Below are 15,647 nucleotides of genomic sequence, written 5' to 3'. Positions count from 1 at the left end.
GTCTCTGTTTGCAAGTAAAAAATCTGTTTTTTTATACAGTACTTTTACTTAATTGTTTTACAAGCCCTTTTAGCGCTTCATCGATCGCCGCCGAACGAATCGTCTGTCGATCACCGCTGAAATGGAAACAGTGCGCCTCAGTCTGACAGCCTGCCATCGACCAAGCTAGCCACACCGTGCCCACCGGTTTTTCCGCTGTTCCACCGGCGGGACCCGCCACGCCACTGATGGCAACACTCAGGCTTGCCGCACTCTTCGCCAGCGCACCTTCAGCCATTGCCACGACAACTGCTTCACTGACCGCGCCATCACTCACAAAGAGTTCTTTCGGCACGCCCAGCATTTGAGTCTTAGCTTCATTACTATAGGTCACAAAGCTACACTCAAACCAGACAGAACTACCCGCTAATGCAGTGATCTCCTGCGCCACCCCGCCTCCGGTGCAGGATTCCGCAGTCGCAATTTTAATGCCTTTGCTTTGCGCCAACTTGGCCAACATTTTTACCAACGCTATGGTTTCCATTCAGCCTCCCATAAAATCATTATATCAACTCAAGCAATTTCAGTACCCAAAGGCTTTAACTCACAGCACGCCTCAAAGTCACATCAAAACATAGCCGCATGACTGAATCAAAACCCATCGGTGATACAAATGACACTAAGTGTAGGCACCGCTAGCCATGATCACGAATATAACCACCTAAATATCTAAAACCGCTATTAATTGCTAGCGACATCTATCGATAAACGATATCAGCATTTGTTGCTAGTTTTGCTACACTAGGCCTCCTTAAAATGAGGTGCAGCACCTGCCCTGTATCGAGTGATGAATAGATTCAACCTCATGCGTTATCTGAGATCGATATAGACCCGCAAGCTAACACCATCATAACGCCCAAACACATCCATAAAATACTGTTTTATATAGATATAACTAGAATTTAAATGAGAAATAAAAACGACACGATAAAAGCGACAAAATCCGACCATACGCCAATGATGCATAGGTGTTTATACATTGATTAATATAGATTTTTTACAAAAAAAACAATAAAACCTATACTACAGACTACACTAAAAACCAGATAGCACCCAGAGATATGCTAAGAAACCTTAACCAAATAATACAAACATCTGTCGCACGTCCTCATTTGCAGTCAACGCTAAACCACCATTTTTACCGCTCATGCCGCTGCGATAAACTCGAACGCTCCTTAATGACCAAAGATGAGGAAATAAGATAGAGCCCCCTTCAAACGAAACTTCAAGCCTAAGCGGCTGTTTCTTTTCCCCCACTAACCAATGCTCACTTATTAATTGTTTCACTAGATTGCGCGACACAGTCTCACCTAGGCCGGCAATTCTGATCATTAATGATCTCCTCTCTGATTGCTGCCAGGTTCCATTTACTCTATGCCTCTTTAAGCAGGGCATGCAACACTTCTGCATGGCCAGGTTCTGAGACCAAGTTATGCTGCTCAAGTGAATCGTCATCTAAGTTGAATAGTAGTGCCAGTGCATTTTCGCTGAAAATAAATTTATATGGATCGCAGATCATTGCGACCTAAGAGGTAGTCAGAGCCCTCAGCCAGGTATTCCGCTCGAGGCAGTGGTAGCTTGGCCCTCGATTGGATCTCCAAATAAGGAAGCAAGCGGACACTATCGAGAGGCAGTCGATGATAGTCGGCGCCAGCCATCTCCATCAAGGTAGAGAATAGATCTAGATGAGATACGCTGTTTTTCACTCTAGCTGGTTGATGACTAAACGGAGTCCAAATAAGTAGAGGCACGCGCAAAGACCACTCGTAGAAGTTCTTTTTATACCACATGTCTCTTTCGCCCATCATATCGCCATGGTCAGAGGTAAAATTTAGTGACTCAGGATTTGTAGCGAACTAGAGCATCACAAGAACCTAGAATACAATACAAATGTAGAGAGGATTACGCTTTCTCCAAGAACGAACAAAAATAGCGAAAGCCAAGAGATTGGAAGCTTTTTATTTTGACTTCCACTTCCAAATAAAGCACTAAAAGACCAAAAGGAAGTCAAATTATGACTTCCTTTTGGTCTTTTTTCCTATATAATCTATAAAACACCTTTCGCACTAAAGTACGCAGGATGCAACGCTCATGGCCAAGACATTGCTCAAAGAATATAGCCACACTTTTCCAGCAGTTCGTGGTGTTCAAGCGGGTAGGCCCTGCTATACAGCCATGTGCCCAATGCGGCTGATCCCTAAAATTTTCGTATTTGATGAAGAAGAAGTTCCGCCTGAGCTTAGAGCTCAGAGAATTCTTAACCGCTCTCGAATTCCGGAAATGGCTAATTACTTAATCAACAACCCCCAGGGTTACACTTTATCTGCAATCACTGCCTCTATAGACGAGCAGGTTCACTTCGAACCCATGGCTGATACTGGCCCAGGAGTAAACCTCGGAATGCTCACCGTACCTATGGATGCTCAAATACTAATTAACGACGGTCAACACCGCCGCGCAGCCATCGAAGAAGCAATCAAGGAATCCCATGAGCTAGGGCACGACCACATACCAGTATTGTTCTTTGTCGATGAAGACCTTAAGCGCAGCCAGCAGATGTTTGCCGATCTGAATAAATACGCTGTTCGCCCTAATGACTCTCTGAGCACCCTGTATGATCATCGTGACCCGAGTTCGGATCTAGCCCGCCATGTGGTTGCTAATGTTGAGTGCTTCCGCCGACTAACGGAGATGGACAAGTCAAGCCTCTCCAATCGCAGCACTAAGCTCTTCACACTAAGCAGTATAAAGATGGCAAACCGCAGCCTGCTAAGAAAGTCAGCGAAAGATCAGGTAAGCGATGAAGAAAAAACTTTAGCCACTGAATTTTGGACAGAGGTGTGTAAACATATTCCTGACTGGAATGCCGCGCAACATAAGCAAGTAAGCACTTCAGAATTACGACAAAATTATGTTCATTCACACGGCGTAACACTACAAGCACTGGGTAGTGCAGGTGCAGATCTATTGAGCCAGCACCAGGATAAATGGCAAACACACCTTAAAGGCTTGAATGATATCGACTGGTCACGCTCAAATGTCACTATATGGGAAGGTCGTGCATTAATGTACGGTAAACTAAGTAAAGCCCGAGCCAACGTAGCCTTGACCGCCAACCTAATTCGTCAGCATATTGGTGTGACTTTAACCGCCGAGAATCTAACACTAGAAGAGCAATTTAACGCATCATGAGCATCAGAAAGCCACTATACCCCAGCATGGATGAAATGCTGTCGCAGACAACTATTGCTGGTAGACCATTGCTAGACCTCATTCAAGAGATCCAAAACCTATACCTAGAGGATGACAAGCCTTGGGTGATTGGTTTTAGCGGTGGTAAAGACAGTACCACTATTTTGTCGCTAATTTATGTCGCTATAGAAAAGCTGAACGCCGAAGAGCGGCATAAACATGTATACGTGATATCTTCCGACACACTGGTCGAAACCCCTATGGTAGTCCAGATGTTCGAAGGTGTGCTAAAACAAATAAATCTAAAAGCACAAGAGCACAACTTACCATTTTCAGCTCATCAGGTTACTCCTAAGATAGAGCAAACGTTCTGGGCAAACTTACTAGGCAAAGGCTACCCAGCCCCCACACAGAATTTTCGCTGGTGTACTGAGCGAATGAAGATAGATCCGGTCAGCGAATTCATTCTTGACAAGGTCGCTCGCTTTGGTGAAGTAGTCGTAGTACTAGGGGCGCGCAGTGATGAAAGCGCCTCACGGGCGCAGGTCATCGCGAAGCACAAGATTGAAGGATCAACTCTATCTCGCCACTCTTCTCTGCCAGGTGCCTTCACATACATGCCAATCGAGGACTGGAACTTCGATGAGGTCTGGATGTACCTGCTAGGGGCACCAACCCCGTGGGGCGGTGATCACTTCGAGCTGTTTGATCTTTACAAAGGCTCCAGTGCCGGCGAATGTCCACTGGTCATAGACACCAAAACACCATCGTGTGGTAACTCTCGTTTTGGCTGTTGGACCTGTACCGTTGTCACCAAAGATCGGGCAATGGAAGGCCTGATTGAGTCTGGTGAACATTGGCTACAAGAGCTTAAAGATTTCCGCGATCAGCTCTACCGCAGCACCATCCCCGAAAACAAAGAACAGTACCGCAACTTCAAGCGCCGCACGGGCAAGGTGCAGTACGCCCGTAAAGCCATCGATGATGATAGCAACACCGAAGTTAAAACCATCCCCGGTCCCTATTGGATGAAACAGCGCCAAGCTTGGCTCAAAGAGCTACTCACTATCGAGAAGAACCTCAACGACAGCGGTCGAGAAATATCCCTCATCCAGCCGGAAGAGCTCTATGCCATTCGCCGCGAATGGATGTTCGATCCAAATGAACCTGATTGGGCAGATTCATTACCAAAGATTTATAAAGAGGTCTACGGTACTGAACTCAATTGGGCTGATCAAGATTCAGGGACGTTTACTCAAGCCGATGCAGAGTTGCTTAAGAGTCTTGAAGGCGAGCATGAAGTACCACACGAACTTGTCATGAAATTAATTGAGCTAGAGCAATCCATGGATGGCCTCAGTCGCCGTAAAGGCTTGTTCAATAAAATAGGTACTCTTCTCAACCGTGACTGGGGTTCTCTGGAAGAAATTAAAGCTAAACTACATGCCAATCAGCACCAAACTGATCACACGAGCCTAGATGTTGGCTACCAAGAAAAGTTAGATGAACTCACTAAAGAATACGAGACACTGAAAGCATGATACTCAATCAACTCAAGCTAAGAGACTTTGGTGTCTTCAGTGGTGAACACTCGATAGATCTTGCACCACGAGACAAAAGCAACCACAAGCGCCCGATTATATTATTTGGTGGGCTGAATGGTGCAGGAAAAACTACCACTCTTACATCTATACGCTTAGCCCTTTATGGACGTTTAAGTCTTGGCCGGAGTATCACGATTCAAGCATATCACGTGCATTTAAAAGAGCTGATTCATCGCCCTAAGGATGCCATTCTTGCTCCCTATACAGCCTCAGTTGGATTGTCCTTCACCTACGGCAAGCATGGCTCCCTGAATGAGTACAAGGTTGTTCGTAGTTGGGCAGCAAAAGGTGAAAAAGTTATTGAGCATCTAGAAATTCACAAAGACGATGAACTACTAAAAGGCCTTAGCGGTGAGCAGCTTCAAAGTTTTCTTAATGAGCTCATCCCTATCGGCGTAGCAGACCTTTTTTTCTTCGATGGTGAAAAAATTGCTGACCTCGCCGAAGATGAAAACAACGAAGCTCTAGCCGATGCGATCAATCGCTTACTTGGGCTGGATATCATTGACCGCTTACGCGCTGATCTGGGCATTTACCTACGTGACCACACGCAAAGCAAACTGCCTAAAGATATTAGCCAAGAATTAAAAGCCCGCGAAAAACGCTACGAGGCCAGCTACGCTGAATACCAAAATATTCTTACGAGTAACAATGAGCTCAGCACCCAGCTAAGCAGTGTTGAAGTTGATATTGAAGCCATCAACCAGCGCATTAACGATTTAGGTGGCGCATGGGCTAAATCTCGCCAAGGGGAAGAACTTCGAACCGAACTACTGATAAAAGAGCGTAATACAGCGACTAGCGAGATGAAAGAGCTCTTTGCCGATACCATCCCTCTCGCACTGGCTCCAAAAGCAATTGCTAGCTTGCTTACACAATTGAAAACCGAAAAAGACACCAAAGCTCAACTTGTCGCGCGTAAGGCCATTAAAAAGCAGTTAAAAAAACTCAGAAATGAACTTAGCAACCAAATCGCTGGCTCAAACAAAAAAGATATCAACCAGGCCATAGAAAATACTTTTTCAGACCTATTAGACGACAGAACAGATACAATCATTCGCCATGATCTATCTGATAGTGATTATGATCATATTTACAATCTGATCCATAACTCTCTACCTCAACAACAAGTGCGGTTAAAAAAGCTTGGGCAACGCGTGGAAGAGATCGAACAGGAATTAGAAACAGCAGCAACAAATATCGCTCGCGCACCAGAGCAATCTCGTCTTGACGATGTCCTCGCTGAACTAGCTGAGCTACAAGAAAAGAAAGGCGCTCTGAATAAAGAAATCAGCATTAATCTAGACAATGCCAAGCGATCACTTCGTGAAGCAATGGAGCACCTTCGCCGACTTCGCGAACTAAACGATAAATACAGCAAGTCCATGTCCCAAAACCAAGCAATTCAGCTAGCAGTTAATAGCCGTCGCATGCTCAGCGACTTTGGTGAGCGTACCAAACAAAGAAAACTAGCTATTCTCGAGCAGGAGTTCATTAAGAGCTTTAGCAAATTAGCACGTAAAGATGATATGGATCTACAAGCACACATTGACGCTAACACTTTCAATGTTACCTTGACAGATAAGCATGGGAACTCAATTAATAAAAAGAGACTTTCAGCCGGTGAAAAACAGATCTTTGCGATTGCAATGCTCGAAGCCTTAGGCCGCACGTCAGGTCGCAGCCTACCAATTATTATCGATACACCGCTGGGCCGTTTAGATTCTGAACACAGAACTAAGCTGGTGAAAAATTACTTCCCTACCGCCAGCCATCAGGTGTTGATCTTGTCGACCGATACAGAAGTCGACGAAGACTTTTATACAGAGCTTTCGCCGGAGATATCTCATGCCTTCTCCGTTGATTACGATACCAAACAGGGTTGCTCCCAATACAATGAAGGATATTTTTGGCAGCAGTAGACAGTAAATTACAACGATACATAGACAAAATCAAAAAACTTGAAGGCCCCCCCCCTCAGGTTTTAAGTAAAGTATTTTAAGAGAGAACGATGATGCTACCAAACAAGATGAAAATTTCTGAGCGAGCAACTAATGCCCTACGCCGTCTACAAAGCAATACCGGCCTCACCGCAAATATTGGTGCACGCTTGGCCTTTTTCACTTCTTTAGAGAGAGGATTCCGTTTTGATCCAGAAACGGACAGTGTAGAGCACACCGGCCGAGAGCTGGATAAGCATACTTGGCTAGGCGATCACGGAATAATTACTGAGCAATTACTGAAAGAAGCCTACCCAAGCTTCACAAAGCAGCAGTTTCATGATGCTTGGGTGGCGCATGTAGATGATGGAAGCAAAAGAATTGAAACTGTGAAAAACTTAACTGCTCTATCGGACACTTAAGTCATTACAGTTTCTATAAGGTTATAAGTGTCTTAATTAATACCGTAACCAAAAGAAAATATCGACATAATCCGTTTAAACAGCTCTTCCTTTCTAGCAGTTAATTCCTCAACTCCCCAATCCTCATATTCAGATATACCCGATGTAATATTCAGTCTAGAGTTTAAATAAGCATCTTTTTTATGAAGATATGGGGAATTCCCCAGATCAGCGTTTTCACTATCAACCAAGATAGTTAGATTACCCAAAGTATTTTTAAGCGGCTCCAGTTCAGTAGACCTATACTCCCCTTCGGCTGTTTGCGGATAAATATGTTCGATAGTATAAACAAAGCCGTCTGAAGAGAGCTCTTTTGCTTGTTTTGCGTACAAACCAGCCCATCCTTTACGATATTCAGCAACTACCCAAGCATCAGACTCTTCAAGTGCTGTTAATAGATATTTTATATGTCTATTATCACCACCACTCTGAAATTCTAAGGCTGAAAGGTACGATACAACCTCATTTCGAGTAACTTTACTCCTTATTACTCCTACGAGCGCATCAACAAAAATTTTGGTTTGATAAATATCAGCTGAGCTATTAATTGTCTCAATCTGCTCTAGATAGATATTTGTAACAGGTGTAATTCTTTTGTCTAGTGCAACTTTAAATAGGAAAAAGAATTTCTCAAGAAAAAAAACAATCTGGTAGAATTTCTTTTCTGGAAGTTGTAGCGCAGCCAAAAGAAACGGTAAACAGTGTGTATGTTTAAATTTAACAACAAGAGTATAAAGCTTGCTTTTTTGGTATGCTGTAAACTTACTATTCGGATAAGGCCATTCACCTGAAGCTAACAGGTTAAAACTAGTCATCCCCAAATCAAGCGCATTAACTTGCTTAGCAATAGCTTCCGGCTCACTAAAAAATTTGCGATTAAAGTCTTCAAAAAGAGTTGACTTTCTAGCTTTTTTTGCTGTTTTCGATACTAAATACGCCAACAGTCTATTGTCAGTAACGCCACTTCCATCTTTAGTAATAGCATCCCATTTAAATTCTAATTTATCTAAGTCTTGCTCAGAAGCCCCTATAGAATCAACCCCTCCCAAAGATGATGCTCTTAACAAATCGCCAGCAGTAAGAGAACGGCCACGATCATTAATAACCTGGAAGAGCCGATAAGCATCATTTACATCAGACATTTTTATCATTAAAATTTTGCACGACCTAGAAACGACTTTAAATAAAAGATCCAAATTATTCATGGTCTCGTCAGGCTGGTCCCCAATAAAATAATTACTGATAAAAGTATCGAAAAATGAAGCGGCCCCTTTTATCAATTTATGGGATGGGCAAGTAACCTCCAAAGTTCCTGAACCTCTAACGAGATCATCAAAATAGGATTTATCACGCTTTGACAAGCTCAATTTAGCCTGAACAACCTCTTCATTATTTTCCTCTGTAACAACATCAATAAATCTGGATTTATATTTTTTTACTCTTCTGCTGCGCGTGTTCACCTGCTCTGCATTAAGCTCAAGTGAATTAATTTTCTGAATAACTCTAGATATTAATATTACCGTTGTAGACAGGCGCTGTTGACCATCAACAAGTTGATAAACCACTTTATCGTCAAGTGGATCAGCGTTATTTACTTTGACACATACAATTCCTCCAAGAAAGTGCTCAACAACATTATCATCTTTCCTAACTGACTGATAAAGTGCCAACACATCATCTGCAAACTGAATAATATTATCTTTCTGCCATGAATAAGCTCGCTGATATTTCGGAACTTCAAACTTATTATTTTCAGAAAAAACGCTCTCAATTGAACAATAATTCGGTCTAACATCCACAATAAAAATCCTTTATTCAATAAATTCCCAAAACGCTTTATCTTTAATCTTGCTAACCTTCTTATCCCACTTCACATACAAGCTATAATGTGGCTTTAATTCACGACTAGCCTTCATTAGATATTCCTGCTCACACGTATTTATTTTTAAACAGCGGTAGTGGCTTCATCGCTAACCCTGCTCCCCAAAGCCGAAACATGTACTTTTTTAACACCTAGTTCAAGAACCTCATCATCATTTAAATGATAACCAACCGACAAACAATAGCCCTTACTAAGCGAACTCAGCTCTTCTATCCAATGCTGACGTGTCGACCCCTTTACGGTAACTTCTAAGATCTCCGCATATTTTTTAATCTCTGTTTCAGCCGGGGCGAAAAACAACTTATGAGCAGCTTGGAAGAGGCGATCTTGTTCATCTTTCTTTAGGTTACTTAAAGTTTGCGTAGCGAGGATAAGAGATAGGCCGTACTTCCTCCCCTCAGTTAGCATTTTGCCTAAGGGGCTGTCTAAGCGGTGATCTAAATTCTGGACTTCATCTAAAATAACAGGAAGCGGTTTTGATTTATTCCCTGAAGAACAAGCATATGCATACAGATCCCAAAGAATAAACTCCGTAGCCAGCCGCCATACATCACGCGGCAGTGTAGCGAGCTGGATCAATCTTGTTCTAGATTCTTCAGACTTATAAATATTCTCCCAACCAATATCAAGCGTATTCGTAGAAAAAATATTCGCCTTCACCATAGGCATTAACTTATTTGCTAAGGCTTCCCCCACTTTCCCTGCCTCATTAAGATCTGATAGCATCTTCTCGAAACCATAGTCAGCCCCATATAAGTCTAAGCCCTCTTCAATGACACGAATCATCGTTGGCAGCTGTTGCTCACCAATAGTTGAGTAGACCGAGTTAAAAACTGAAGCAATTCGAGCAGCCACATCATGTGACTTATCAGTAAGGTTATATCCTGCAACCATCTGAGATTGACGTTCAAAGGGATTAAGGGCTAGGGGCGCATGAGCAACTAAGTCTGTCTTAGGATTAACCTCCACATTAAATTCAGCCTCCAACTGGTCTGGTAAAAAACCGTTAGTATAGTCCACCACCATAGAGTTCACGTTATTAGAAGCCAGATCCATCAGAAGGCCTTGGATACAATAGGTTTTTCCCTGTCCCGAACGCCCAAATATAATAATATGTCTGTTGGGAAGGTCCTTATGATCAAACTCCCAATACACAGGCTTATCGCCCTGAACGTTAGTACCAATCAAAACACGGCATTCAGCTGCTTCAGTATGAGCCACAATCCCTTCAGACCCAGTCAAATCAGAGGAATCCTCACTCTCCGAAGAAATACCACTTACTAAAATAGGTTTTTTAATAGGCAAATTTAAGCTTTCAGGCGTTGGACCGAGGAAATACCGGCTAGGTATTTTAGCCGCTGAGGTTAATTCAACATCCGAAAGTAATTTTTGAAGTGGTACAGTTATCATTGACGATAAGAAGCCATAAGGACATTCAATTATGAGCACTCCTTCGACCTCATTAACTTTTGTCTCTATATATTGCTTACCTTGTAAATTAGCCACCACAAAACCACGAGGATAATCCACCAGCTCAGCAATGTCATAATCACCTTCTAGCCACCACTCCTTACGATCAAGAAAGGCCGAAAAATAGTTATCAGGGTAAACCGAATAAAGCTCATATTTGTCAATTTGCATTAACGCTTGGCGAATAAATAAGCTTCGATACAATTTACGTGATAGGGCATCTCCACTCAGAACTTCATCAGCAAGGTAACGTGACAACTCCTGTGCTTGCTTAATCGCTTTCTTTTTGTCGTAACTAACACCAGTTTTAACCTCTAACGGCAACAAATAAAGCGACTCACCTTTAAAACCAACAAATAATACATCATCAGAGATCGCACCTGACTTATAACCATTCAGATGACGAGAAAACTCCGACTCAGACATATTTAGACCAATATTTCCTGATACACGCACCATTTCAGCCGCCGACATCGGCACCCAAGTGATATCCGAGTTAGCTAGCAAGCAACTAATCATTTTATAAGCCGCAAGAATCCCCTTACGCTCTTTGCGAATTTTAGGAGGATCGGTGATCATTTTTAATAACCATTCGCCATTAAAGGCATTGAACTCACCGATTAAGCCGCCCTCATCTTTCTCTAGTACTTTGTCATAAAGATCAGTCTGACGTGTCACTGTAATGGCATCATAACTAGCGGAACTGGTGTATTGATCCGAATAATGAATCAATAACATATCTTGGCTATTCTCGAAAAAATCGAGTGTCACTTTTGGATCAATTATCGAGGTCCAAATGGAACTATCATAAGAACGTTCAAGCAAACTTTTGAATTTATCATCTACCGCCAGTGCAATTGCACTATTGTCACGGTATTCAATAGCGGCTTCTCTCGCTGGCTTATACATGCGTCCCAAAATCACAGCAATCTTGACATGCAACAGCTCCTCATAATCAACATTATTGAGACCAAAACCAGTAACATAATTACCTTGTTCGCTAGCAGAAGCCTCGCCATTAATTAGCCCGTGACAACTCACACCAGACAAACGCTCATCTGGGTTAACATCAACCACCTTAACTTTTTGATTATTTCGGAAGAAAGTTAGATGTGCATACACTTGTTCATCTGACTCTTTATGAGCGAATTTACTGTACGTCACACGCGTACGAAGTAAGTCCACAATGGTGTCAGCATGATCTCGTGCTACACCCTTATTTAAACCATAGCACTGCTTAATTTTTTCGTAACTTGCCATCTCGGAAAAACGATCGAATTCACATTCGCTCAAGCTATCATCGTAAATATTGACATGAATATCGAACGTCTTATTTTTATGCTTAGCAACATGCCCAACAATACCAAAAAACAGCTCTCTGTTTTCGTGATTATTCACCGAGTTAATAATCAGTACTGGGCGAGCACTGTCACCTTTTGATAGTTTGAAAAGTGAACTAAATGCTTGTGAAAACTCTGCTATTTTATCTTTTACTAACTTCGTAACAAAGCCGTAGTTAGTCTCTTGATGCGGAACACAGCGCATCCAAAAACAATTATTATCTAAGACTTTCACATACGAAAAGCTATGTTCATCATCATAAATAAAGGGTAATAAGCCTTGTGGGTTTAAGCGTTGTAGTGTGACTTTAGGAAGATAGCGAAAACTATTAGAGGAATCAGCCACCGCCTGTTCGGCTAGCTCTAAGTAATAAGCCAACACTAGGGGATGAAAAGAGGTAATATGATCTTCTCCCGCTACCGTCATCATCCCTAAAGTAAGCACTATTTTCTGTTCGCACTGCAGATATTGTTTATCTGGGACCCCTTCTAGATAACGGTAATAATTACGTACTACCACCGTCACTAACGCACGATACTCCTCACCCCAACCACATAACGAAGGTAATGTTTTTAGACGTGAGTAATAAGCGTAAAGCGCTTCATAAGCATCCCCCAAGCCCGCATCAATCAACTTTAGTGACGCTAGAGTGAAACCTGTACTTACCTCATCATCCACAGATTCGTCATTGATAAAAAGTAATTTTTTATCAATAAAAAGAGATTCTCGGTCTAGAAGCTCAAGATTGCGGGCATCGCTTTTGACCTCTTTATTTTCAATATAAACTCGTCGTTTCAAACGATTATATACGCCGAATAAATCTTCACTAAACATGCTAAAACCGCGACTTTGATCAAACATCAAAGGGAGTGTTAACATTTCAGTAGGAGCAGCTCCTTCAACATCAAACATCAACGAAGCCGGCCCGTTTTTAACAGTAAAACTAATACGATCGACCTCATTTGAAATCTGTTCAAAGTCGATAATATCCTGCTCAACCACGTCAAAGCATTGGCCTATGGTATTCAACCGCGTAACCCGAGTGTCGCAACCATTCAAAGCGATCTTAAGCTCAGTGTCAGGAGTCTGAAGGGTCACTATGCGCTTCGAAGGATTAATCAAAAAACTGTTTTCGAACTCTTCTGTATTGAATTGTCCCTGTTTAACAACTAAGCACTTAAACTTAAACTTTTCAGAGGTTTTAGGACGGTTAAGGCTAAGCATAAAGAAACGGGGGACATCTCGCACCTTTCCTGTTACTAATAAGTCAGTATTAACAGACCCTCCTCTTAATTTTACATTTTCTTTTACCGTTAGTTCTTTACATTTGTCACTCAACCTGACCTCTGAATTAAGAACTTTTCCGCCTTCAAACTTAACGAGAAAATCAAATTCATCTTCACCGTCATCAACGACTAGTAAAATATGTCTCTCTTTTTGAGCTGTTTTACTCTTATTTTTAGAACGTACAATTAACTTGCCTGAAGCTGAGTTTTCATCGACAATTAACAGCTGCTGTTCGCGATTCTTATCCTGCTCTTTACGGTATTCATCGAAACTGACTTTTTGCCAAGCATCTGGGTCATCGGTTCTAAAGTATTTATCGATAAATGCCTTACTAAAATCAGGCAAATTATCTTCTAATTGATCAGGATAGTGCTCTAACACATCGGCGATTTCTTCGCGCAGCTCTCTATTTTTATCAAGTCGTTTTCTGATCTGCTCCGGTTCTCCCTGCATTTGTAAAATTGCGGGATCATTTAGCAAATTGATCTCATGAAAACGTATATTGCCATCAGATATCGCCATATAGAGCGATTCAAAGCCAAACATACTCCCCTTATCTTCGACAATCAGATCAAATTGATAATCTAAAAGGATCCTAGAGACATCCTTGCCCTTTTCAGCATCAGTTTCATCGATCAATGCCTCGAGAGACGTTTTAATATTAATGAGATCGAATACACAGCCTTTTACTGTCAGATCATCTGCGCTATTTATCAAAGTATCTAAAAGACTGTTATGCATGATAAACAAAGCAGAGTTACTAAACACCCCTTGCTGATCAGAGACCTTATCACGTAAATAAGAGATAAAATTCTCGGTGTAACCGACAGCATTGCCTTCCCCATGAATCACGGGAATCAAATTGATATTTCCACAACGTATAAAAGGAAGCTTAACGCCCCTAACATCAAGGAAACCACCAAGATCACCCTCCTTAACAAAAGCTTTGTGAAGTTTAAGGCTGCTGTCAACATTCGGAGACTGGAATTGATAACGAAAGCCTGCAGCAAGACCTGTATTCGCCCATTCTAAGAAATGCCCTACTAAAAATTCTTCAAACTGTCTTACGGACATATACAGCATCTCCACTATCACTCATTCGTTCAACATTACCCACCCGCTCATAAAACCGAATAAGTGACTGCTGCGACTTCTTATCAAAATAAACACCACGAGCTTGGAACTCTTGGAGCAGTTCATGAAATCTCAATTTCTCATGACATTCACCAATCGCCAAGTTAGTAAGTAGCAAGAGATAATCCTGGTTCATTACCAGAACTTTGCCTGCCTGCCCACGACTCTTAACAAAAGGAGAACACAGCTCTAACTCTGTAGATTTAATAAACTTAGCTTGAGCAGCTGCACGAGACTTCCCTTTATCAAACTGTCGAAGAGATGTATCCAAAATAATTTCCAACCAATACAAAGGATCAGGATTATTCAGAATATAAGGGAAATGGTAATCACCATCCTTATTTCTATCTTCGGCGAATGCCTTAGCATAAGACTGCATTACCAACGCATCTTTTTCGGTAAGCTTACCAGCCAATTGCCATAAAGGCAGGCGATGTTGATTCATACTGGCATCTGGCGCCTGCAAGCTCTCAGCCACCGATAAATAAGGAAATATAAATTTCAAATAACGAGCAACTTTTTGATGGCCATTTTTAACAAGATCGGAGCGCTCTTTACTGGCCGTCTCATTCTCCATAATAAAATACAAAGGTTTAGCGCTTGGTTCTACACGCCACCCTTTTATATTTAAAGCCATCTGCGCTGTATATAAATAGGCGTAAAGCTTCAATAACTCTTCAAGGTTATTTATGAGGTAACGTGGATGGGATACTAAAAACCCCAAGTCTTTCTGAAAAAAATCGGTCAAAAATGGCAAATAAGGCTTTTCATTAATTCCTTTTGACATTCGACGACCTTCATAATTCTCTAAAATTTTCTCACTGCGCAAGGTATCAACTACTTGCTGCTCAAGAAAATTTCGTTCTATCCTAGCTGGTTTTTCAACGTAAAAGGCCTGCATAAGACTTGAGAACATATCACCTAAGCGATGTTTAGGTGAGTTAGCAGTTAAACCTGCCAATTTAAATAAAAAACTCTCTGGGGCCACGTGATACACCGCATCACCGCTGAAGTACATTTCATTAATGTAGGCCCACAGTTCGTGCTCATCCAAGCGCTTTTTGAAATCACAGCGACAGGCGTCGCGAAAGCTAGTCAGGCTATGTCCGAGCTTATCGTCGACATTCTTCGCGTCTCGGATCGATTTGACTATATCCTTCTTATAGATATTGCGTATCACAATGCCTCGGGCAACATCCCAGTCAAAAGCCCCCTCACTGCTGTTGGTTCGTATAGGGAAGTAACTGCTTAAATTGTTTGTACTCGAGACCTTAAGGCCTTTCTTCAATACCGACAT

9 protein-coding genes and 1 pseudogene are annotated in these 15,647 nt (G+C 42.0%); 4 read left to right on the top strand and 6 right to left on the bottom strand.

Annotated elements, in window-relative coordinates:
* Positions 1-31: 31 nt before the first annotated feature.
* The 3 genes and pseudogenes from Q4488_RS04570 to Q4488_RS18835 all read right to left on the bottom strand — a co-directional run.
* The gene (locus Q4488_RS04570) at positions 32-523 is read right to left on the bottom strand and encodes a CinA family protein (RefSeq protein WP_303579283.1); all 492 of its coding nucleotides are present in this window, start codon (positions 521-523) and stop codon (positions 32-34) included.
* Positions 524-1,113: 590 nt separating this feature from the next.
* The gene (locus Q4488_RS04565; protein WP_303579282.1) at positions 1,114-1,371 is read right to left on the bottom strand and encodes a hypothetical protein; all 258 of its coding nucleotides are present in this window, start codon (positions 1,369-1,371) and stop codon (positions 1,114-1,116) included.
* Between the two features lie 167 nt (positions 1,372-1,538).
* A pseudogene (locus tag Q4488_RS18835) lies at positions 1,539-1,862 on the bottom strand (sulfatase-like hydrolase/transferase); the annotation flags it as partial.
* 268 nt (positions 1,863-2,130) lie between these two features.
* Here Q4488_RS18835 and dndB point away from each other — a divergent pair.
* The 4 genes from dndB (at position 2,131) to dndE (ending at position 7,197) form a co-directional block, all read left to right on the top strand.
* On the top strand, positions 2,131-3,231 hold the full coding sequence (dndB, locus tag Q4488_RS04560; RefSeq protein WP_303579281.1) for a DNA sulfur modification protein DndB: 1,101 nt from the start codon (positions 2,131-2,133) through the stop codon (positions 3,229-3,231).
* Positions 3,228-4,772 carry a DNA phosphorothioation system sulfurtransferase DndC gene (dndC, locus tag Q4488_RS04555; RefSeq protein ID WP_303579280.1) on the top strand — a complete coding sequence of 515 codons (1,545 nt, stop codon included), beginning with the start codon at positions 3,228-3,230 and terminating at the stop codon, positions 4,770-4,772. The genes dndB and dndC overlap by 4 nt, the downstream gene beginning before the upstream one ends.
* Positions 4,769-6,757, top strand: a complete 1,989-nt coding sequence (gene dndD, locus Q4488_RS04550; RefSeq protein ID WP_303579279.1) for a DNA sulfur modification protein DndD — start codon at positions 4,769-4,771, stop codon at positions 6,755-6,757. Before dndC ends, dndD begins: the two co-directional genes overlap by 4 nt.
* An 89-nt stretch (positions 6,758-6,846) precedes the next feature.
* Positions 6,847-7,197, top strand: coding sequence for a DNA sulfur modification protein DndE (gene dndE / locus Q4488_RS04545; protein WP_303579278.1), 351 nt, complete (start codon positions 6,847-6,849; stop codon positions 7,195-7,197).
* Positions 7,198-7,229: 32 nt separating this feature from the next.
* Here dndE and Q4488_RS04540 read toward each other — a convergent pair whose 3' ends face one another.
* The 3 genes from Q4488_RS04540 to dptG form a co-directional block, all read right to left on the bottom strand.
* Positions 7,230-9,035: a DUF262 domain-containing HNH endonuclease family protein gene (locus Q4488_RS04540; RefSeq protein ID WP_303579277.1), complete on the bottom strand. Its 1,806-nt coding sequence runs from the start codon at positions 9,033-9,035 to the stop codon at positions 7,230-7,232.
* Between the two features lie 146 nt (positions 9,036-9,181).
* Positions 9,182-14,290, bottom strand: a complete 5,109-nt coding sequence (gene dptH, locus Q4488_RS04535; RefSeq protein WP_303579276.1) for a DNA phosphorothioation-dependent restriction protein DptH — start codon at positions 14,288-14,290, stop codon at positions 9,182-9,184.
* Positions 14,271-15,647 (bottom strand): DNA phosphorothioation-dependent restriction protein DptG, encoded by a 1,377-nt coding sequence (dptG, locus tag Q4488_RS04530; protein WP_303579275.1) that lies wholly within the window; start codon positions 15,645-15,647, stop codon positions 14,271-14,273. The genes dptH and dptG overlap by 20 nt, the downstream gene beginning before the upstream one ends.

Origin of the sequence: Amphritea sp. 1_MG-2023 (assembly GCF_030547545.1) — a bacterium.
Lineage (GTDB): Bacteria > Pseudomonadota > Gammaproteobacteria > Pseudomonadales > Balneatricaceae > Amphritea.
Note: the sequence above shows the minus strand (reverse complement) of the source record. Positions and strands in the feature narration are given on the sequence as shown.

Bases quoted from the DNA above. Each gene is read 5' to 3' on its own strand.
- dndE (WP_303579278.1), top strand. From the start codon at position 6,847: ATGATGCTACCAAACAAGATGAAAATTTCTGAGCGAGCAACTAATGCC.
- dptG (WP_303579275.1), bottom strand. From the start codon at position 15,647: ATGTCGGTATTGAAGAAAGGCCTTAAGGTCTCGAGTACAAACAATTTA.
- dptH (WP_303579276.1), bottom strand. From the start codon at position 14,290: ATGTCCGTAAGACAGTTTGAAGAATTTTTAGTAGGGCATTTCTTAGAA.
- dndB (WP_303579281.1), top strand. From the start codon at position 2,131: ATGGCCAAGACATTGCTCAAAGAATATAGCCACACTTTTCCAGCAGTT.
- dndD (WP_303579279.1), top strand. From the start codon at position 4,769: ATGATACTCAATCAACTCAAGCTAAGAGACTTTGGTGTCTTCAGTGGT.
- dndC (WP_303579280.1), top strand. From the start codon at position 3,228: ATGAGCATCAGAAAGCCACTATACCCCAGCATGGATGAAATGCTGTCG.
- Q4488_RS04565 (WP_303579282.1), bottom strand. From the start codon at position 1,371: ATGATCAGAATTGCCGGCCTAGGTGAGACTGTGTCGCGCAATCTAGTG.
- Q4488_RS04570 (WP_303579283.1), bottom strand. From the start codon at position 523: ATGGAAACCATAGCGTTGGTAAAAATGTTGGCCAAGTTGGCGCAAAGC.